The sequence below is a fragment of the Acanthopleuribacter pedis genome, assembly GCF_017377855.1.
In the GTDB taxonomy this organism is placed as follows: domain Bacteria; phylum Acidobacteriota; class Holophagae; order Acanthopleuribacterales; family Acanthopleuribacteraceae; genus Acanthopleuribacter; species Acanthopleuribacter pedis.
This window is the reverse complement of sequence record NZ_JAFREP010000012.1, coordinates 17,408-38,650: the sequence shown is the minus strand read 5'-3', so window position 1 is coordinate 38,650 and position 21,243 is coordinate 17,408. Positions and strand designations below refer to the sequence as shown.

The 21,243-nt window shown below is 64.1% G+C and carries 4 protein-coding genes; 3 read left to right on the top strand and 1 reads right to left on the bottom strand.

Features of this window, described 5'->3' with window-relative positions:
- Positions 1-934 precede the first annotated feature (934 nt).
- The 3 genes from J3U88_RS13630 (at position 935) to J3U88_RS13620 (ending at position 20,722) form a co-directional block, all read left to right on the top strand.
- The gene (locus tag J3U88_RS13630; RefSeq protein WP_207859389.1) at positions 935-19,576 is read left to right on the top strand and encodes a non-ribosomal peptide synthetase; all 18,642 of its coding nucleotides are present in this window, start codon (positions 935-937) and stop codon (positions 19,574-19,576) included.
- A 155-nt stretch (positions 19,577-19,731) separates the two neighbouring features.
- Complete coding sequence (locus tag J3U88_RS13625; protein ID WP_207859388.1) at positions 19,732-20,241, top strand: Panacea domain-containing protein; 510 nt, start codon at positions 19,732-19,734, stop codon at positions 20,239-20,241.
- Positions 20,216-20,722: a hypothetical protein gene (locus tag J3U88_RS13620; RefSeq protein WP_207859386.1), complete on the top strand. Its 507-nt coding sequence runs from the start codon at positions 20,216-20,218 to the stop codon at positions 20,720-20,722. The genes J3U88_RS13625 and J3U88_RS13620 overlap by 26 nt, the downstream gene beginning before the upstream one ends.
- Here the strand turns inward: J3U88_RS13620 and J3U88_RS13615 are convergent, their stop codons facing one another.
- On the bottom strand, positions 20,723-21,202 hold the full coding sequence (locus J3U88_RS13615) for a DUF4440 domain-containing protein (protein WP_207859384.1): 480 nt from the start codon (positions 21,200-21,202) through the stop codon (positions 20,723-20,725).
- Positions 21,203-21,243 lie beyond the last annotated feature (41 nt).

The following is a 21,243-nucleotide window of genomic DNA, read 5'->3' as shown; positions in this document are numbered from 1 at the left end:
GGTAGCCTCCCTTAAAGTTTTTTGCGAGCACAAAACAGAACACGGGGTTTCCCTGTTTGGTGATGCCAAAAGCGCCGAGGTTGCGGTGAGGTCGCCACGAGAGAGAGGGAGGCACAGGCCCGGGTTTGGCCGGAGCGAAGGTTCCACGGCAAACCCATTGATCATCAACAAGGGAATGTCCCCAAAGTAGCAGGCAGTTGCGGACCGCGTCAAGGCGCACGATCACGGGTCAAGCCAAGAGTCCCAACTGGTCAAGCCACCGGGAGGATGAGGTTTTTTTTCGCGGAATTAGTGGTTATACTAGGCGTCACGATTATCGTCGGGACATGTTTGTTTTCCGCGCTCGAATTTGGCGCGGTTTTTCGGGGTTTAGCCCGCATTTCTCACAAGGATTCGTCGCGAGAAGCAGAAAGCCCTATGCGTACGAAGATTACGACCGAGAGCCGGCAGAAGCGTAGCAGCGCTACGGTGAAGGCGGCTCGACCGAGTAAGCAAAGTAATCACATGGGTTTCGGCTTTGTAGCAGAATTCCTTGTGAGAAATGCGGGTTAACCATTCCATCAATGACTCTATGGGGTTCGTACCTAAGAGGTGCGATAAGAGAGAGGGATTTTGGCTAAAGATCTGGAGCGAAATGGTTTGTAAAAGCGAGCCGGGGTCGCGCCCGACCGCACCCGTCGGGTGCGGTGAGCATTTTTACAGGCCATTGTAGCCCAGAGGCTTAGCCAAAATCGCCGCGTCAGCGCTTCTTAGGTCATGTGCAAGGGTTTCGCCGTCCCACCCAGCCTCGGGTCGAAAGGCGCCCCGCTTCCCCCTTACGCCAACCGACGCTAGCCGTTTCACACATCCCTTCACAGGTGGCCGCTCCACGAAACCCGGCAACGACCGGGGCTGATCGGCGCGCCCGACGCTCATCATTTGATTCGGTGGTTTTATGTCTGACACCAAAGTTACCATGGCCGCGGGTGCGTTCCCGGCCGAACAAGCCGTTTTTCTGCAAGCCCTGATCCCGTGCGGCACCCTTATTCAGCCAGGCGAACCGGCACTGCTGGTCCAGGTCGGCGACCAACTACGGGGGATCGGTCTCGACACGGCGGGTTGCCTAACCCGTTGGCTGGTTCAACCGGGAGACACGCTTACGGCGGCAACGGCCCTCGCCGAAGTAGAAACGGAACCGGTTTTGGCGGTTGCGGGCAGTGCCTACGCCGCCCTGAGCCGTGTCGTTCGCGACGACGGCCGTTTTTTGGAACATGTGGTGTGTGTGCGACGCAATCAAAAGGGAGAACAACGCATCCTGGTGTTTGCCGTTCCCCTAGCGGCCGTCGACAGCGAAACCGCACGCGAGGAACTCAACCGACAATGTCCACCCCAATCTCAGATTCATCACCTGGTGACGGCACGCGCGCTGCCCCGTGACCGCGACGGCCTACCCCACTTGGAGCAACTTGCCCTACTTCCGGTTTTGGACCGCGAACACATGGCTGGTTTGCAAGCCGACTCGGGTGCAAACTGGGCGCTGCTGGTCGGCGAGCGTCCGGCCCCGACCACGCCCCGCCTCCACCGCGAGACCTTTGTGGGAACCGCGCGGCGGATCGCCGCGCCAACGGAGCAACCCGAAACCACGACCGAGCCCGCCGCGGTCGTCGCGGAAGGCGCGCCTTCCATCGTGGCCGGCCCCCCGCTTGACAGCGCGGGTTTACCCGACAACCTCACCACCTTGTTGCGTGACGTGGTGCGCGAATTTCCCGAACAAGGCATGCTGTTTGTCGATGCCGACCACAACGCGGAACGCCTGACCTACCGTGAACTGGCGCAACGGGCCGAACAGGCCGCCGCCGCGTTACATGCCTTGGGGTACGGCGTCGGCGATCCCGTGCTGTTGCAGTGCGACGAACGCCGCGATTTTCTAGAGGCGCTGTGGGCGTGTTTCCTCGCGGGCTGTTTATCGGTACCGGTCGCCATCGCCCCAGACTACGGCGTCGACAACCAGGTTAACGCCCGCTTGGCGGCGGCCTGGCAACTCCTCGAAGGTGCGCCGATCCTCACGGGCGACGCCTTGCGCGAACCCCTTATCGCCTTCGCCCAACGCCGCGGCATGGACGACGCCCGTGTGATCACGCTCGGTGAACTGGGCCAAACCGCGGTCGACGCCGCGTGGCAAGCCCACCTCGCCGAACCCGAGGATCCCTGTCTCTTGCTGCTGACCTCCGGCAGCACCGGCATGCCCAAATGTGTGACCCACTGTCACCGCTCGCTGATCCAACGGCAACGGGGCACGGTCGACATGCTTGGCCTGGACCGCACCACGACCTCGCTCAACTGGTTGCCGCTCGACCACGTCGCCGGCATTGTCGATTTCCACCTGCGCGATATGTTCGTCGGCGCCGACCAGGTGCAGGTCCCCACCAGCCACGTGCTCGCCAATCCGCTGCGCTGGCCCGCGCTGCTCTCGCAATTTAAGGTGGCGATTAGCTGGGCGCCCAACTTCGCCTACGCGCTCGTGGTCGACCACCTCAGCCGCGACGGCGATCATGATTGGGACCTCTCGTGCGTGCGCCACCTGATCAATGCCGGTGAATCCATCGTAGTGCGCACCGCCTGCCGCTTCCTTTCCGAACTGGCCCGTTTCGGTCTGCCGGGCGACGCCATGTTGCCCGCCTGGGGCATGTCGGAAACCGCATCCGGCGTGACCTATACCGCCGACTTCAACCTGGAAAACGCCGATCCCGAGGCCGCCTTCATGGACCTGGGCGATCCCATCGCCGGATTTGGGTTGCGCGTCGTCGACGAACGCGGCGTACCCGTGCCGGAAGGGACCGTGGGCCGTTTCCAAGTCAAGGGCTGCGCGGTGATGACTGGTTACTACCGCAACGCGGCGGTCACGGCCGAGAGTTTTACGCCGGACGGCTGGTTTAAAACCGGCGATTTGGCCCTGCTGCGCGACGGCCGTTTGTTCCTGACCGGTCGCGAAAAAGACGTCATCATCATTCACGGCCTCAACTTTTACGCCCACGAAATCGAGGCCGCGGTCGAGGAATTGGACGGGGTCGTGCCCTCCTTCACCGCGGCCTGCGCGGTGCGCGATGGGGACGGGGTCACGGACCGCCTGGCGGTTTTTTTCCATACACCGCTGACCGGTTCCGCCCGCAACGCCTTGTGCCGCCGCATTCGCGAACACGTCGCCGCCCAGTGCTCGCTTTTCCCCGAGGTGTTGCTCCCGCTGGAACCGGCCCAAATCCCCAAAACCGGCATTGGCAAAATTCAACGCGCCCGCCTGCGCAAAGACTACGAACGCGGCGGTTTCGCGGCCGAACAACGGCAGCGTGATCTGGAAGAAGGCAACGACCGCACCTTGCCGCACTGGTTCCTCGAACGCATTTGGTTACCCACCGAGGCAAGCGGCGCCGCCGGCGCCCGCGGCGGCGTGCTGATCCTCGCCGCCGGCATCAGCGACCTGCAAAGGGATACCGCCGCACGGTTCTGGGCTTGCCTGGAACAACAAGGCGTCGCGGCGGTGTGGTGTCACGGCGCGCTCGATGACGAGAACTACGACGACGCCAACGCCTGGTACGCGGACCTCGCCTCGTCCGCGGGCTTGGATCGCTGCCTGGCGCAATGGGCCGCCCACGACATGCCCCCCTTACAGACGGTTGTTGATTTGCGCTGCTTCGGCGACTACCAAAACGACGTCCACCCGGACGACACCGCCTTGCTGGACCAACGCCTGCTGTTGTTCCAAGCACTGCAACGCAACTTCGGCGAACAGCCACTCGAGGTGTTGGTGGTCACCAACAACGCGGTAGTTTTCGATACCGCGATGGTCCCCGCCGCAAGCACCGATCCGGCCCACGCCGCCGTGGCCGCGCTGGTGTGCACCGCCAACAGCGAGCAGGCCGTCCACCGCTACCGCCTGATCGACATGGGTTGCGATGCGCCCACGGTTAACGCGGCCCGCCTGGTCTACGAACGCCACCACGGTGACCGCCGCGAGGAAATCGCCTGGCGGGAAGCCCAGCGTTTTGCGGCCTTCCACCAACGCACCACCTTCGCCGACGACAACCCCTACCAACCCGAACAAGGCGACCTCCTGCTGCTGACCGGCGCAACCGGCGGCGTCGGCTGCATCGTGGCGGCGTCCTTGCGGCAGGACTACGACGCCAAACTCATTCTGATCGGGCGCCGCGACAGCGAAGATCCCGCGCTGCAAAAAGCGTTGGCCGCCATCGACCCGGCCGGCGACAACATCCATTATGTGTCCCTCGATCTCGGCGCGCCCGAGGCCGCGGCCGTCATCCGCAAAGCCGTGGACGAGGGCGTGCGTTATTTCAACCGCCCCCTGCGCGGCGCCTACCACCTCGCCGGCGCCACCCACGACGCACCGCTCGACCAGTTGCGCGGCGCCGACGTAGCCGCGCTGCTCCGCGCCAAACTCGCGGGCGCCGTCGCCCTGCGCGAGGCCTTGGAAGAAAACGCCTGTCCTGTCACGCTGTTCTCTTCGATCACCGCCACCCTCGGCGGCAACGGGGTCGGCGCTTACGCCGCCGCCAACCGCGCGCTCGAGGCCTTTGCCGATAACTGGCGCCGTCAAGCTGCCTACCCGGTCGCCTGCCGCGCCTTCTCAATGTGGGAAGACGTAGGTATGAGCGCCGATTTCGCGGCAAAGTCCGTCACCGAGGCACGCGGCTACCACCTGCTCTCCCCCGAGGACGGCCGGCTTTCACTCCTCGCCGCGGGCTTCAGCCCGGCCGCCAATCTCAACGTCGGCCTCAACGGCGAAAACGCCTGGATCAGGCCGTTCCGCGTCCCGGTCGAGGCCCAACCCCGCGAACAGCTTCATTTAATCTGCACCGAGAACCTGGTCGTCCAACCTCACGATCCATTTGGCACGGCGATTCCGGTACAACAACATCTGCTCGACAGCCTGCCCCGCCGCGATGACGGAAGCATCGACCGCGACGCCTTGCAGGACCTCCTGCAACAGGACGACGGCGCGGACGATACGCCACCCCAAGGCGAACTCGAACAAAAACTGGCCGCCCTGTTTGCCCAAACCCTCAACGTGAAAAAGGTGGGCCGAACCGATCACTTTTTCCAGCTTGGCGGACACTCCATCCTCGCCATCCAGTTCCTGCAAAAACTGCGCGACAAACACGGCTTTGAGCTGGATGCGCCCACCTTTTTGAGTGCACCCACCGTCGCACAATTGGCGCAAATCCTGGAAGCTCGGGAACCGGGCGGCAGCAAAACCACCGCCACGCGCCAACGCATCGAACCGGATCCCACCAAACGCTTTGAACCCTTCCCGCTCACGGAAATCCAGCAAGCCTACTGGATCGGCCGTTCCGCCTCGCTCGAGCTCAGTGATGTGTCCATGCACCTGTATCTCGAAATCGACATGGACGACGTGGACGCCGACCGCCTGGAACAGGCTTGGCAGGCGGTGATCCAGCGCCACGACATGTTGCGCGCCGTGATCGACGACCAGGGTTTCGAGCAGGTCCGCGACCGCGTGCAACCCTACCGCATCCACCAAACCAACCTGCGCGACAGCGACGAAGCCGACCAAACCGAGGCGCTCGACGCCCTGCGCGGTGACCTCTCGCACCAGGTCTTGTCGCCCGCGGAATGGCCCACCTTCGATCTGCGCCTGGTCCACTTGGACGAGCGCCGTTCGCGTTTGTTTGTCAGCATCGCCGCGGTTCACATCGACGGCGGCAGTTTCTTTCTCATCATGAAGGAATGGGGCCGCCGGTACCGCGACGCCGCCTTCGCCCCGCCCGCCCTAACGCTCACCTTCCGCGACTACGTGCTCGCGCTGGAAAACCAACGCCTAACCGAGGCCTACGCGCGAAGTTACGCCTATTGGCGCGCCAAACTGCCCGAGATGCCCAACGCCCCCGCCCTGCCCTACCGCGTCGCGCTGGGTTCACTGCGCAATTACCAGGTCAACCACCGCGCCTTACGCCTCCCCGCCGCCCGTTGGGACCGCATTAAAGCCGCGGCCGCCCGCTTCGGCATCAGCCGGTCGGCGCTGGCGCTCACCGTGTACAACAGCGTGCTGCAACGCTGGAGCCGCGGCGAGGCCCACACCCTCAACGTCACCCTGTTTAACCGCCAAAACCTGCACCCCGAGGTGTACGACATCGCCGGCGACTTCACCTCCAACGTGCTGGTTGAAACCCGTCGCTTCGGCGAGGACGATTTCGAAAGCGCCGCCCGCCGCAACCAACAGCAGCTTTGGCAAGACCTGGAGCACCGAAGCGTGAGCGGCGTGACCGTTTTGCGTGAGCTGGCCCGCCTGCGCCGCCAAGCCTCGCGCGCGCTGATGCCGGTGGTGTTCACCTCCGCGCTCGACCTGGAAATGAGCGGCGCCACCTCGCCCCACAACGCCGTCGCCGAGCTCGGCCGCATCCATTACCAGACCAGCCAAACCCCGCAAGTCGTGCTGGATTGTCAGTGGTTCGAGGACGACGGCGACCTGCTCGTCATGATGGACAGCATCGACGAAGCCTTCCCCGCCGGCCTGGTCGACGACCTCTTCAACGCACTGGAGCAACTGCTCACCTCCTTGGAACAGATCGGCGCCTGGAAAGGCGCACCGCGCCTGGTGCCCGAACACCAGTTGGCCCGCCGCGCCGTCGTCAACCAAACCGCGGCACCCCTCAGCGACGACCTGCTTCACCACGGCTTTGAAAAGCAGGCACGGCAAGCCCCCGAGGCCGCCGCCGTGATCAGCCCCAGCCGCCGGCTCAGCTACCGCCAGTTGGAACACGAGGCCAACCACCTGGCCGAACGCCTGCTCGCGGCCGAGGTGGCCGTGGGCGAATTGGTCGCGGTCATCATGCACAAGGAATGGCACACCGCCGTCGCCACCCTCGCGATTCTCAAGGCGGGCGCCGCCTACCAACCCATCGACCCCCATTGGCCCGCCGCCCGCCGCGCCTATCTGCTCGACCAAGGCCGCGCCCGCGTCGTCCTCACCCAAGCGGCATTACATGACGCGCTCGCGCTGCCGGACGGCGTCACCGCCTTGATCGTCGAAGCCCACCCTGAAACCGGGCAAGCCCGTCCCGCGCCGCCACAACGGGCCGCGGCAGACGACCTCGCCTACGTCATCTTTACCTCCGGCTCCACCGGCCAACCCAAGGGCGTCGCCATCGAACACGCCGGCGCCGTCAACACCATTCGCGACATTAACCACCGCTTCGACGTCGGTCCCCACGACCGGGTCTTCGGCCTTTCCGCGCTCAACTTCGACCTTTCCGTCTACGACCTATTCGGTACCTTCGCCGCCGGCGCCGCCCTCGTCCTGCCCCACCACGAACAATTGCGCGATCCCGAACACTGGCTCGACCTGCTGTTCCGCCACGAGGTTAGCCTGTGGAACTCGGTTCCCGCGCTGATGGACATGCTCGTGACCCACGCCCGCGAACGCGGCGAACGTCTGCCGCAATCGCTCGGCACCGTCTTCATGTCCGGCGATTGGATCCCGGTCAGTTTGCCCGACCGCATCCGCGCCCTGGCACCCAACGCGCATGTGGTCAGCGGCGGCGGCGCCACCGAGGCCTCGATTTGGTCGATCACCTACCCCATCGAAACCGTCGACCCCGCTTGGACGGGCATCCCCTACGGCAAACCCATGGAAAACCAACATTTCCATGTTTTGGACGAACACCTCGAACCCACCCCCGACTGGGTCACCGGCGACCTCTACATCGGCGGCGTCGGCCTCGCCCGTGAATACTGGCGCGACCCCGACAAAACCGCCGCTTCCTTTATCATCCACCCCGTCAGCGGTGAACGCCTCTACCGTACCGGCGACCAAGGCCGCTACCGCGACGACGGCAACATCGAGTTCCTCGGCCGCGAGGATTTCCAAGTCAAAATCCAGGGTTACCGCATCGAATTGGGTGAAATCGAAACCGCGCTCGAACAACACCACGACATCAACCAGGCCGTGGTGCTCGCCGTCGGCCGCGACCGCCACAGCCAACGCTTGGTCGGCCATATCGTGCCCGCCGAGGGCGCCGACCTCGACCTCGACGCCGTGCGCTTGTGGCTCAGCGACCACCTACCCGGCTACATGGTGCCCGCGGCCATGATGACCCATTACGCGCTGCCCCTGACCCCCACCGGCAAGCTCGACCGCAACGCCCTGCGCGAAAAAGGCAGCCACGTTGAACCCGAACACACCGGTTACCAAGAACCGCGTACGCCGCTGGAAGAGCAACTGTGCGCGCTCTGGACCGAGTTGCTGGAAGTCGAACGGGTCGGGGTTAACGACGACCTGCTCCAACTCGGCTGCAACTCATTGATCGCGATTACCGCCGCCGCCCGGCTGCGCAAGCAATACAACGTCGAGATCCCGCTCACCGCCGTGCTCGGCGACGGCGCCTCGGTGGCCACCCTCGCCCGCGAAATCGAAACCAAACAGCAGGGCGCGGACAGCGAAAGCCAAAGCGAAACAGGCGAAATCCAACTGAACCCGGACCAACACCACCAACCTTACCCGCTCAACGCCATCCAGCAGGCCTATTGGATTGGTCGCCGCGGCGGTTTGGAGCTGGGCAACGTGGCGGCCTACTTCTACCTGGAAGTGGACCTGGCCGAAATAGAACACGAACGCCTGCAACAGGCCTGGCAACGGGTGATCGAACGCCACCCAATGTTGCGCACCGTGTTCGACGAGGACGGCAATCAGCGCACCCTCGCCACCGTCCCCAATTACGACCTGCCCTTTCACGACTTCCACCGCCTTGAAAATGACGCCGTCGAAACCGAGCTGGCCCACATTCGCGAGGCCATGTCACAGCAGGTGATGAACCCCGCCAAGTGGCCCTTGTTTGACTTCCGCCTCAGCCTGCTCCCCAACCGGCACGGCCGCCTCCATTTCGGGCTCGACCTGCTCGTCGCCGACGCCTGGAGCGTGCAAATCCTGTTCGGCGATCTGGAACGGGCCTACCGCAACCCCGGCCAACCCTTGCCCGCGCTCGACCTCACCTTCCGCGACTACCTGCTCGCCGACCTGCAGCGCGTGGAGCACGAAGCCTACCGGCGCGACCGCGTGTGGTGGATCAACCGTCTCGAACAACTGCCGCCCGCGCCGCAACTGCCGCTGGAGAAAAGCCTCGGCGAGATTGGGGAGCCGCGCTTCGAGCGCTACCACGCCGTGCTCGAACCCGCCCATTGGTTGTCCCTCACCAACGACGCCAAAAAACGCGGCCTCAGCCCGTCCGGCCTGGTGCTCGCCGCCTTCGCCGAGGTGTTGGGTCGCTGGAGCCGCACGCGCCGCTTCACCCTGAATGTCACCACCTTTAACCGCCAACAGGTCCACGAACAGGTCGACCACGTCGTCGGTGACTTCACCTCGATGAACCTGCTCGAAATCGACGGGAACGGCAACAACTTCGCCCATCGTGCCAAAACCCTGCAAGAACAACTTTGGCAGGATTTGGAACACCGTGCCTTCGGCGGCCTGGAAGTCATGCGCGAGTGGGCGCGTCGCCTCGGCCGGGCTCCCGGTGCGCTCGCCCCCATCGTGTTTACCAGCCTGCTCGACAGCTACGGCAAAAGCGGCGACTTCGTCCCCCTCGGTGGCGACGTGGTGTACGCCACCTCCCAAACCCCACAAGTCTGGCTCGACCACCAGGTGCGTGAGCAAGACGGCCGACTGTTCCTAACCTGGGACATCATCGCCGACCTTCTGCCGGACGGACTCGCCGACGATCTGTTCAAGGCCTACCACAACCTATTGATCGACCTCGCCGAGAACCCGCCCGCCTGGGAGGTCCCCTACCTACACCTGCTCCCCAAATGGCAACAAGACCTGTGCCGCGAGGTCAACAACACCATCGTCGACGTCGAACCCCACTGCCTGCACGACGCCTTCTTTAAAAACGCGCTGCAACACCCGCAACGGCCCGCGCTGATCACCGGCGAGACGACGCTCTCCTACGGTGTGCTCGCCGCCGCGGCCCAAGAACTGGGCGGCCGGCTGGTCGACCAAGGGATTAAAGCCGGCTTGTGCGTGGCGGTCGTGATGCACAAGGGCTGGCAGCAGGTCGCCGCGGTGCTCGGTATCCACGACGCCGGCGGCGCCTACCTGCCCATCGACGCCGCGCTCCCGCAACAACGGCGCGACTACATCATCGCCAATGCCGGCGCCCGCGCCGTGGTCACCACCGCGACCTTGGCCGGATCGCTTTCCTTCCCCGACCACGTCCCCATCGTCGTCCTACCCGACGCCGCCCCCGAGGTGGGCACGCCCCGGCCCGGGGTCTCGCGCCAGTCGCCTTACGACCTCGCCTACATTATATATACGTCGGGATCGACCGGGCACCCGAAGGGCGTCGCCCTCGACCACGGCGCCGCGTACAACACCCTCGTCGACATCAACGCGCGTTTCGCCCTTACCGCCGAGGACCGCGTCTTTGCGCTCTCCTCGTTGAGCTTCGACCTTTCCGTTTACGACATCTTTGGACCGCTCACCGTCGGCGCCGCGCTGGTCCTGCCCGAGGCCGACGCCACCCGCGCCCCCGACCGCTGGTTCGAACTCTGTCAAAAACACGGCGTGAGTTTCTGGAACTCGGTCCCCGCCCTGATGGAAATGCTGGTGATTTATTGCGAGGGCCGCGAGCAGGATCTCCCTGAACGCCTGCGCCTCGTGCTCATGTCCGGCGACTGGATCCCGCTCGACCTGCCCAACCGCATCCGCCAACGCGCGCCCGAGATCACCTTGTGGAGCGGCGGCGGTGCCACCGAGGCCGCCGTGTGGTCCATCCTCTACCCCATCGACACCGTCTCCGCCGAGTGGAACAGCATTCCCTACGGCAAACCCATGCGCAACCAGACCTTCCACGTGCTCAACCACGCCATGGAGGCCTGCCCCGTCTGGGTCCCCGGCGACCTTTACATCGGCGGCGCCGGCCTCGCCCGCTGTTACTGGAACGACCCGCAAAAAACCAACGCGGCCTTTGTACTGCATCCCCGCACCGGCGAACGGCTGTACCGCACCGGCGACCTGGGCCGCTACCAACCCGACGGCAACATCGAATTTCTCGGCCGCGAGGATTTCCAGGTCAAAATCCAAGGCCACCGCATTGAGCTGGGCGAAATCGAAAGTGCCCTCAACGCGATAGAAGCGGTGCAAAGCGCGATCTGCGGCGCCCTCGGCGAAGCGGGCGGCCCCAAACGCCTGGTCGCTTGGCTGGTCACCGAGGACGGCGAATTACCGCCGATTCCCGAGTTGGAACAACAGCTTGCGCGGCGTTTACCCGATTACATGATCCCCGCCGCCTGGGTCGCCCTCGACCACCTGCCCCTCACCGCCAACGGCAAGCTCGACCGCAAAGCTTTGCCCGCGCCCGACTTCCAAGCCGGCGAAGGCGACGAGGACCACCGCCCCCACACGCCACTCGAATTTAAACTGGTCGACACTTGGTCACGCACGCTGAACGTGCCGACGGAAGAGCTGAACCTGGCCACGGGCTTTTTCCGCTTTGGCGGCAACTCGCTGCTCGCCATCCGCATGCTCAACCAACTCCACAAGGAGACCGGGGTGGACGTCTCCCTGCGGGAGTTCTTCGACCAACCAACCATCGGTGCCTTGTCGCGTCTCGTCAGCGAACGCCAGGGCGGTGAACGCGGCGAAACCGGCGGCGTCGACCTGCCGCCGCTGACCTTGGATGCCGAACAACGGCATCAACCCTTCCCCCTCAACGACATCCAGCACGCCTACTGGATGGGTCGCCAGGGTGCGATGGAACTGGGCAACATCGCCGCGCACTTTTACTTTGAATTGGACTTGACCACCAACGATCCCAACCGCACCACCGCCGCATGGCGCACGCTGATCCAACGCCACGACATGCTGCGTTGCGTGATCGACGACGAGGGTATGCAACGGGTGCTTCCCTTCGACAGCCTGCCGCCCTTTGAGATCGCTACCGCCGACTACCGCGCACTTGAGCCGGGTGAACAGCGTTACCACCTGGAAAACACCCGCGAGCAGCTTTCCCACCAGGTCCTCGAAACCGACAAGTGGCCGCTGTTCGAAATTCGCCTCAGCCGTCTCGACGATGCGCGGGTCCGTCTGCACTTCAGCTTCGACCTGCTCATCGCCGACGCCTGGAGCGCGCGCCTGCTGTTCCAGGAATTCACCGCGCTGTACGCGGACCCGACAAGCGTCCGCCCGCCACTGGCACTCCAGTTCCGCGACGTGGTTACCGCCATGCAGCACCTGCCCGAAACCGAGCTGTACCAGCGTTCCGCCGCCTACTGGTCGGCCCGGCTCGGCGACCTTCCCGCCGCGCCCGACCTGCCCCAGGCCACCGATCCCGGCAGCATCACCGACCCGCGTTTCGAACGCCGCGCCGGCGCGCTTAACGCCCAACAATGGCAACGCCTGCAACGCCTCGCGGGCCGGCTCGGCGTGACCCCGACCGGATTGGTGCTGGCCGCCTACGCCGAGGTGCTGGGTTGCTGGAGTCAGAACCCAGCCTTCACCATCAACGTCACCACCTTTAACCGACTCCCGCTCCACGACGACATCGACGAACTGGTCGGTGACTTCACGTCGCTAACCCTACTCGCCGTCGACCACCGCGAGGCGGAGGATCAGGCCTTCGGCGCCCGTGCCCGCCGCCTGCAACAGCAGCTTTGGCAAGATCTCGACCACCGCCATTACAGCGGCATCCAGGTCATCCGCGATCTGGCCCGCCGCAGCGGTCGCGCGCCCGGCGCCTTGATGCCGGTTGTCTTCACCAGCCGCCTCTTCGGCGGCGAGGAAGAACAGCCCCTGCTGCCCGCCAACCAGGACGGCTCGCCCTCGCGCGTCGTTTACGCCGTGTCCCAAACCCCTCAGGTCTGGCTCGACAAGCAGGTCTTCGAGGAAGACGGCACCCTCGCCTGGACCTGGGACACCGTCGCCGACCTGTTCATGCCGGGCGTCGTCGACCACATGTTCGCCGCGTTTGAGACCTTGTTGAACACCATGGCCGACGATCCCCAAATCGGGTCGCAAACCCTCGCCGCCCTGACCCCGGAAACCGTGTTGCAGCAAGTCGCCGAGGTCAACAACACGGCCGCCGAATTACCGCAAGGTCTGTTGCACGACGGCTTCCTGGCCCAATGGCGCCAAAAACCGGATGCGCCGGCAATCATCGACGGCGACCAAAGCTGGACCTACGACCAACTCGCCAAACGCGCCTTCCAGATCGCGACTTGGTTGCAGGAACAAGGCGTCAAACAGGAAGAACTGGTCGTGGTCTGCATGGAAAAAGGCCGTTTCCAGGCCGCCGCCGCGCTGGGTGTCACCCTCGCCGGCGCCGCCTACTTGCCGATGGATCCCAGGTGGCCGTTGGAACGCCGCCAACGCATTTTGGACCGCGCCCACACCCGCCTGGTGCTGACCACCGCCACCTGGGACGACCGCCTCAGTTGGCCCGACACCACCACCCACCTGCGTGTCGACTGGTGCGATCCCAACGAAGCACCGACCCAACCGCCGCCCCGCGACACCACCCCCAACCGCCTCGCCTATGTCATTTTCACCTCCGGTTCGACCGGTGAACCCAAGGGCGTCGCCATCGAACACCGCGGCGCCGTCAACACCTGCGCCGATATCAACGAACGGTTTTCCGTCAAAGCCGGCGACGCCGTGTTCGCCCTTTCGCAGCTCCACTTCGACCTCTCCGTCTACGACCTATTCGGCACCCTCGCCGCCGGGGCAACCGTGGTTTACCCGGTCGACAGCGAACACCCCGACCCCGCCTCCTGGCTGAACCTGCTCGAACAGCACCGGGTCAGCATTTGGAACTCGGTGCCCGCCTTGGTCGCGCTCCTGCTCACTTACTGCGAGGGCAACGGCGAACAGCTGCCCGATTCGCTGCGGCTGGTGATGCTCAGCGGCGACTGGATCGCGCTCGATACCCCGCCGCGCCTACGCGCCCAATTGCCGGACGTCACCGTGATCTCCATGGGCGGTGCCACCGAGGGTTCGATTTGGTCGATTATCTACCCCATCGATACCTTGCCCGCCGACGCCGTCAGCGTGCCCTACGGCAAAGCCATGGCCAACCAGAGCATGTGGGTCTTGGACCAACGCCGCCAACCCCGTCCCCACTGGGTCGCCGGCGACATTTACATCGGCGGGATCGGCGTCGCCCGCGAGTACTACGGCGCCCCCGACCTCACCCGCAAAGCCTTCTTCAGCGACCCCGACGGCAACCGCCTCTACCGCACCGGCGACCTCGGCCGTCTGTTGCCCGACGGGAACATCGAGTTCCTCGGCCGCATCGACCACCAGGTCAAAGTCGGCGGTTACCGCATCGAGCTGGGCGAAATCGAAGCCTGCCTGCTGCGCCATCCCGGGGTGGTGGAGGCCGTCGTCGACGCGCCTTGGGTCGACGGCCAAGCCGGCCCCGGCGGCACACGCCGTCTGGTTGCCTACATCGTGCGTCACCCCGAACAACGGGAAACCCCGCTCGATCTTGACCATTACCGCGCCTTCGTCGCCCATGATCTGCCCGAGTACATGGTGCCGCAATTCTTCCTGCAACTGGACCACCTGCCGCTCACCGCCAACGGCAAACTCGACCGCAAAGCATTGCCCAGCCCGCAACCGGGCAAAGGCGACCGCATCCACGACGCCGGCCGGGGTCCGCTGGAGGAACGCATCGCCGAACTCTGGCAGGAGGTGCTTCGCATCGATCAGGTCGGCCGCAACGACGCCTTCTTCGATCTGGGCGGCAACTCCTTGCTCGCGCTCAGCTTGTTGACCGCGCTGCGCCGCTTCCTGCACGTCCCACTCACCCTGCAACACCTGTTCGACAACCTCACCGTCGCCAAGTTGGCCACCGTCGTCGGGGAGATGCGCGCCCGCGGTGAAACCCTCGAACGCGCGGACGAACTGCCCGCGCTCGTCGCCGATCCCGCCAACGGTCACCAACCCTTCCCACTAACCCCCGTGCAACAAGCCTATTGGATCGGCCGCATGCAGGGCCTTGCCGGCGGCAACATCGCCGCCCACGCCTACTATGAACTGGAACGCGATCATTTTGATCTCGACCGCTTCGAGGCCGGCTTCCAGCAAATGATTCAACGTCACGAAGCACTGCGCCTCGTGATTGACGCCGGCGGGGAACAGCGGATCCTCGAAGATCCCGACGACTACGCCATCGGCCGCGAGGACCTGCGCGCGCACAACGAGGCCGACCTCGGCGCCGCCCTGTGGGCAACGCGCGAACGCATGTCCCACCAGGTGCGCGACACCACCGTTTGGCCGATCTTCGAGGTGCGCGCCTCGCTGCTGCCCGAGAACCGCACCCGCCTGCACCTCAGTTTCGACCTACTCATCGCCGACGCTTGGTCCTCGCGGATCCTGTTCCGCGATCTGGCCATGGTGATGGAAGGCCGCGGCGACGAACTGCCCCAACTGGGTTGTTCCTTCCGCGACTACGTCCTTACCCAAAACACCATGCGCACCGAGGCCCGCTTCGCACGCGCCCGCGATTATTGGCTGCGCCGCCTCGACCACCTGCCGGGTGGGCCCGACCTACCCGTGGCCAAGCTGCCGCAACCCGGCGATACCCCACGTTTCCGCCGCTTCCAGGCCCACCTGCCGCAAAGCACCTGGCACACCCTGAGCCGCCGCGCCCAACAACGCAACCTCACCCCCTCCGGTTTGTTGCTGGCCGCCTTCTGCGAAATCCTCGGCGCCTGGAGCAGCAACCCGCGCTTCACCCTCAACCTGACCACCTTCAACCGCACCGCCTACCATCCCGACGTCAACGAACTGATGGGCGACTTCACCTCGCTGACCTTGCTCGCCGTCGACACCGATTTCTCCGGCGACCGCGATCCCGCCTTCAGCGAACGCGCCCGCCGCGTGCAAGAACAGCTCTGGCGCGACCTCGACCATCGCGAGATGAACGGCGTCGAGGTTCTGCGCGAGATCGTGCGCCGTTCCGGCGGCGACGTAGCCCCGCGCGCGCCCATCGTCTTCACCAGCCGCCTCTTCGGCGGCGACCACGGCGAGGACGACCAGCGCAAACGCCAGGCCTTCGGCGACGTCGTTTACAGCGTTTCCCAAACGCCCCAGGTCTGGCTCGATCACCAGGTTGTGGAGGAAGACGGGCAACTCTCCTGGACCTGGGACGTCGTCGACGGCTTGTTCCACGAGCACGTGGTCGAGGACATGTTCGCCGCCTACAACCGCTTGTTGAACCAACTCGCGGCCGAGGATGCCGATTGGTCTCAATCCGCCGCCGACTTCCTGCCCGCCGCGCCCATGCCAGGCGCACCGACCTTCAACCCGCCCCACGATGCGCTGCTGCAAAGCGCCTTCTTCGAACAAGCCGGCGCCGACCCTGACGCGGTTGCCTTGGTTCACGGGGAATCGCGCACCCGCACCAAACGCCTGACCAACGCCGCCCACCAGGTGGCCGCCGCCTTGGAACGCAACCCCGTCAACGTCGGCGACATGGTCGCTGTCTACCTGGACACCCCGCCGCTGCAAATCGCCGCCATGCTGGGTGTGCTGGAAGCCGGCGCCGCCTTCACCGTCATCGACGCCCACCTGCCCGACCCCTGCGCCGCCGCCATGCTGGCGCGGAGTGGGGCCGTCGCCGTGATTACCCTGCCCCACCTCGCCGCGCGCCTATCCCTCGGTGCCGACAGCGAGGCACCCGCGCTGATCTTTAACCAGGACTGGTTCCGCGAACCCATCCACCGCCTCAACGCCTGCCCCGCGAGCGCGAGCGATCCGGCCTGCCTTATTTTCGAAGCGCCCTTCGCCGATCCGCCACGCGCGTTGCGCTACGACCACGGCACCTTACAGCACGCCGTGTTCTCCTTCACGCGCTTGCTCGAACCTCTGGCCGGTGATCGCCTCGCGGTTACCTGTCCCCTCGGCCAACCCGGATCGCTCTACGACATCTTCGGGATGCTCGGCGCCGGCGTCACCCTCGTGCTTCCCGAGAAACCGGCCCGTTTCGAACCCGATCAACACCACACCATGTTGGAACAAGAAGGGGTGACGCTGTGGCGGGCACCCTGGGATCAGGTCACCGCCTTCCTCAACCGCTTCGAGGCCCGGCGCGCCGCCGGCGAACCGCTCACCCCACCCGCGAACCTGCGCCGCCTGATCGTCAACGACAGCCCGCTCCGCGACAGCGACCTCGCCCGGTGGCGCGAGCTGGTTCCCGGCACCGCACTCACCCGATACCACGCGTTCCCGGGTTCGGCCTTGTGGGCGACCTGCCTGGTGCTGGAAGCGAACGACGACGTCACCGGACATGTCCCCCACGGCTTTGCGCTGCCGGGGATGCAAGTCGCCGTGCTGAACAGCCGTTTGGCACCCTGCCCGCTGCATGTTGCCGGGGAACTGGTCCTCGGCGGCCCGCTGCTCGGCCGACCCTTCCCGGAAACCGACGAACCCAACCCGGCCTGGCTGCAACACCCGGACACCGGCGCACGCCTGCTGCGTACCGGCCACAAAGCACGCATCGACGGCAACGGCCTGCTGCACCTGATCGCCGAACCCCCGCGCCACCTGCAACACGGCGGGATGCGCGTGGCCGTTGATGATGTTGAAACCATCCTGCGCAACCATCCCGACGTGGCCGAGGCAAGCTTGCGTTGGACGTCGCGCCCCGGAACCGATGACCAGTTGACCGCCTACTTGGTCCCCGCCCGAGGCGAACAAGGAACACCCACACAGGAAGACACAACCCTGCCCTGTTTCGACCTGGCCGAGGACGAGCCGGCCCCATGGAAACCGGCCATTCCCACCGTGGTCGAACGCTGGAGCGGCGAGCTCCTCGGTCGCGTGCTCGCCTGCCTGCGCCAGATCCAACCAGACGGCGTGGCCGTGCCCAAGTACCGCTATCCCTCCGGCGGCGGTCTCTACCCGGTCCAGGTCTACCTGGTCCTCGCCGATGACGGCGTGCCGGGTTTCGCCGCGGGGATTTACCAATTCCACCCGGCCGAATTCAAGCTGGCTTACCTCAGCGACCAAGTCCCGAGCAACAGTCCAAGCGTCGCCCTGCATTTTGTCGGCCTGCACGACGCCGTCCTGCCGCTTTACCCGGACTGGGGCATCGATTTCTGTTACCTCGAAGCCGGTTACATGAACCGCCTGGTGGCGGAAGAAGCCGATCAACTCGGCCTCAGCTGTAGCCCCGTCAACCCCCGGATCGCCGCCGAGCTTGCCACGATGCTCACCTGGGGTGATAACGAACGCTGGGTCCACGGCACCGCGCTTTGCACCGCGGGCGGTTCGGTCGCGACCACGGAAACTGATCGCGCCGTGCCGCCCGGCTTGGCCGCGGCGGACAGCGCCCCGTCTTTCGAACCCGTCACCGATCCCTTCGCGCGCCTCAGCTTCAAAATGGAACAACGCGGTTTACCCCGTGACTTCGACAGTGCCACGGCCGTTGCGCTGCAACCCGCCGCCGTCGACAGCATTACCGAACGCCTGTTCGCCGGACGCCGTTCGCCCCGGGTCTACGAACAACGCGCCATCCCCGTCGCCGTGTTCGGCAGTTGGCTGGCCGCGTTGCGCCCGCCGGCCTCGGAACAAAACGACCGGGTCGATGCAACCATGTTCCGGTTCCTACTGGAACTCAAGGCCGGCGCCGTTGCGGGTTTGCCCGCGGGTGTCTATCAGTACCAACCCGACACCCACCAGCTACAACAGGTCGCGGCGCGTCCGCGCGCCAAACGCAACGACCACGGCCCCATCAACCGGCCCATTTTCGACAGCGCGGCTTTCACCCTGCTCTTCCTAGCCGATCAATCCACGCCCTACGCGGCCTGGAACCTGGTCGACGCGGGCGACCTGGGTCAACGCCTGATGCACGAGGGCATGCGGTACCACATCGGCGTCTGTCCGCTGGGCGGCATGGACGTGGCGAACTGGCGCGACCTCGCCGCCTTCAGCGAGGGTTACCAGTGCATTCACTTCTTCTTCGGGGGTGCGATTGCCGAAAAGCCGCTCGCCCTTAACGACGCCTTGGCCGAACAACAAAAGATCACCCAACAGATGGTGACGGAACAGCGCGGTGCGGCAGCCATGGCAGACGGCCCGCGCACCTTGACCGCCGCCGAGGCGGGGGTTAACACCGAGGCCTTACAAATCACTTTGACGGAACGCTTGCCGGCATTTGCCTTGCCACACCAGGTCCTGTGGGTCGACCAACTCCCCCAAGACAACAGCATCCTGCTGCAAGAGGAAGAACCCAAAACGGGCGGCGCATCGGGCGAAGGCACCCCACGGGACGCTTTGGAACAGCAAATCGCGGAAGCCGCGGCGGCCATCTTCGAAGTGGAACGCATCGGCACGCGCGACAACTTCTTTGAGCTGGGCGCCAACTCGCTGCAACTGGTCCAGCTCCAGGGCACGCTGCAGGCGCAACTGGATCGCGAGGTAAAGGTCACCGACATCTTCGCCAACCCAACGGTGGTCACGCTGGCAGAGGCTCTCAGGGGCGCGGACCAAGGCCAAGTCGCGGCGGATGAGGCCCGCGACCGAGCCCGCAAACGCAAGCAAGCGCGAGGCACCCGCCGCCGCCGTTAACCCAAAAACGCCAGGGGCTTGAGGAGCCTCGATTTGTCGTTGCACCCACTTGACTTTCAAAAAATAACGGACTAGGTTGGAACTTTAACAAACAAAAAGTTGTGTTAACCTGTTATTGGTTCGACATGACCCAGGCTTCAAGGAGGAGGTGAGGTATGGCCTATCTACCATCAAAAGCCGTTGCGAATGAAATACTGAACCACTCTGAAGCATTCGACGGCTTTACCCCGTTCCAAATCCAAAAGCTTACCTACCTAGCCCACGGATTCTACTACGCACTTTACGGCCAACCGCTGATCAACGAAACCGTGGAAGCCTGGAAATACGGCCCGGTCATCCCAACGCTTTACCATGAGTTTAAAGAGTGGGGCGGCAACCCCATTAAACGCTTCGCACTTGATTTTGTGCCGGCCACCGGGTGGTTCTCCAAGCCGGAAATCCCGGCCACCCCGAATTACAACGGGGCAAAAAGCGTCATTGACCAGGTCGTAAACCAATACGGGCACCTTTCTACCACCCAACTCTACAACCTCACGCACGAGCCGGGCGGCCCCTGGGATCGCGCCTACGAAGAGGGCATTTACGGAAAAGATATTCCCAACGAATTGATTCGAGATCACTTTGCCAACTGGGTTAACGATGCCAACCAATCAAGAGCCGTCTGAACCAAAAATCGTTCCGCCACTGCCCAAGGTCGTCCAAGATCCAAAAGACGATAGCCGGGACGAAGTGTCCTTTTACCAAAACGCCTCGGAACAGGCCCCATCCTTTCACACGCGCACGGGCGAAAGCTCAAAGGAACAGCAGACCCTTTCCAGCATTCAACTACGGGGTCTTCAGCAAGATATCGACGAGCGCAAGAATTATGCGAGCAAGGTTTATTGGTTAGTATGCTTTTGGCTCGGCTTCATTGCCCTAATGTTTATCCTTCAGGGGTTCAATTTCTTTGGTTTTAAGCTAGACAACGAAGTATTAAAGTGGGCCGTGGTCACCATGGGACTTAATGTATTGGGTTTGCTTTTCGCGGTGATTCGCTATTTGTTTGATCGCGGCGGAAAACTGACCATTCCCAACCCGAACGAAGAAATCACCTCAATGTTTTCTGTTCCCGGTGGTGACAAAAAGAAAGAGCCAAAGAAAAAATAGTTATTTGGCATCGGGAAGCCAGGTTTCGTGAACGTGAAGCCAGAGCATGCCGTTGGGTGAGGCGGCGTGTTCGCGGAACACAACCGTGCTCAAACGGCCGCGCTCGCCGTCGCCTTTATCCTGCCATTCCTCGTAGGTGGCCAACCACAAACCTGCGCCGAGGGAACGCACCTTAACGTCGCGCACCCAGATTTTGATGGTTTTGGGCAGCTTGCCGTGGGCTTGTTCCAAGCCGTTGACCAGGGCGGATCGCGCCAACAAGTCGCCGCGTGGCGAGATCAGTTCAAAGTCGGGCGCGAGGTTGTCGCTGAAGCGCGCAAAGGCTTGCGCGGTGCGCGGTAAGGTGCCGGTAAACCAATCTTGGAAGAACTGGTGGAATTCCTCGACTTCACGAACGGCGGCCGCTTTTTTGTCGGTATCGGTTGTCATCGTCTCACCACCCAGAAAAAAGAGCGATCCCGCCAGGAATACAAACCACATTCGCCACCGCCTTTTTGGTCTTTGCCCTTATTCTAGATGAA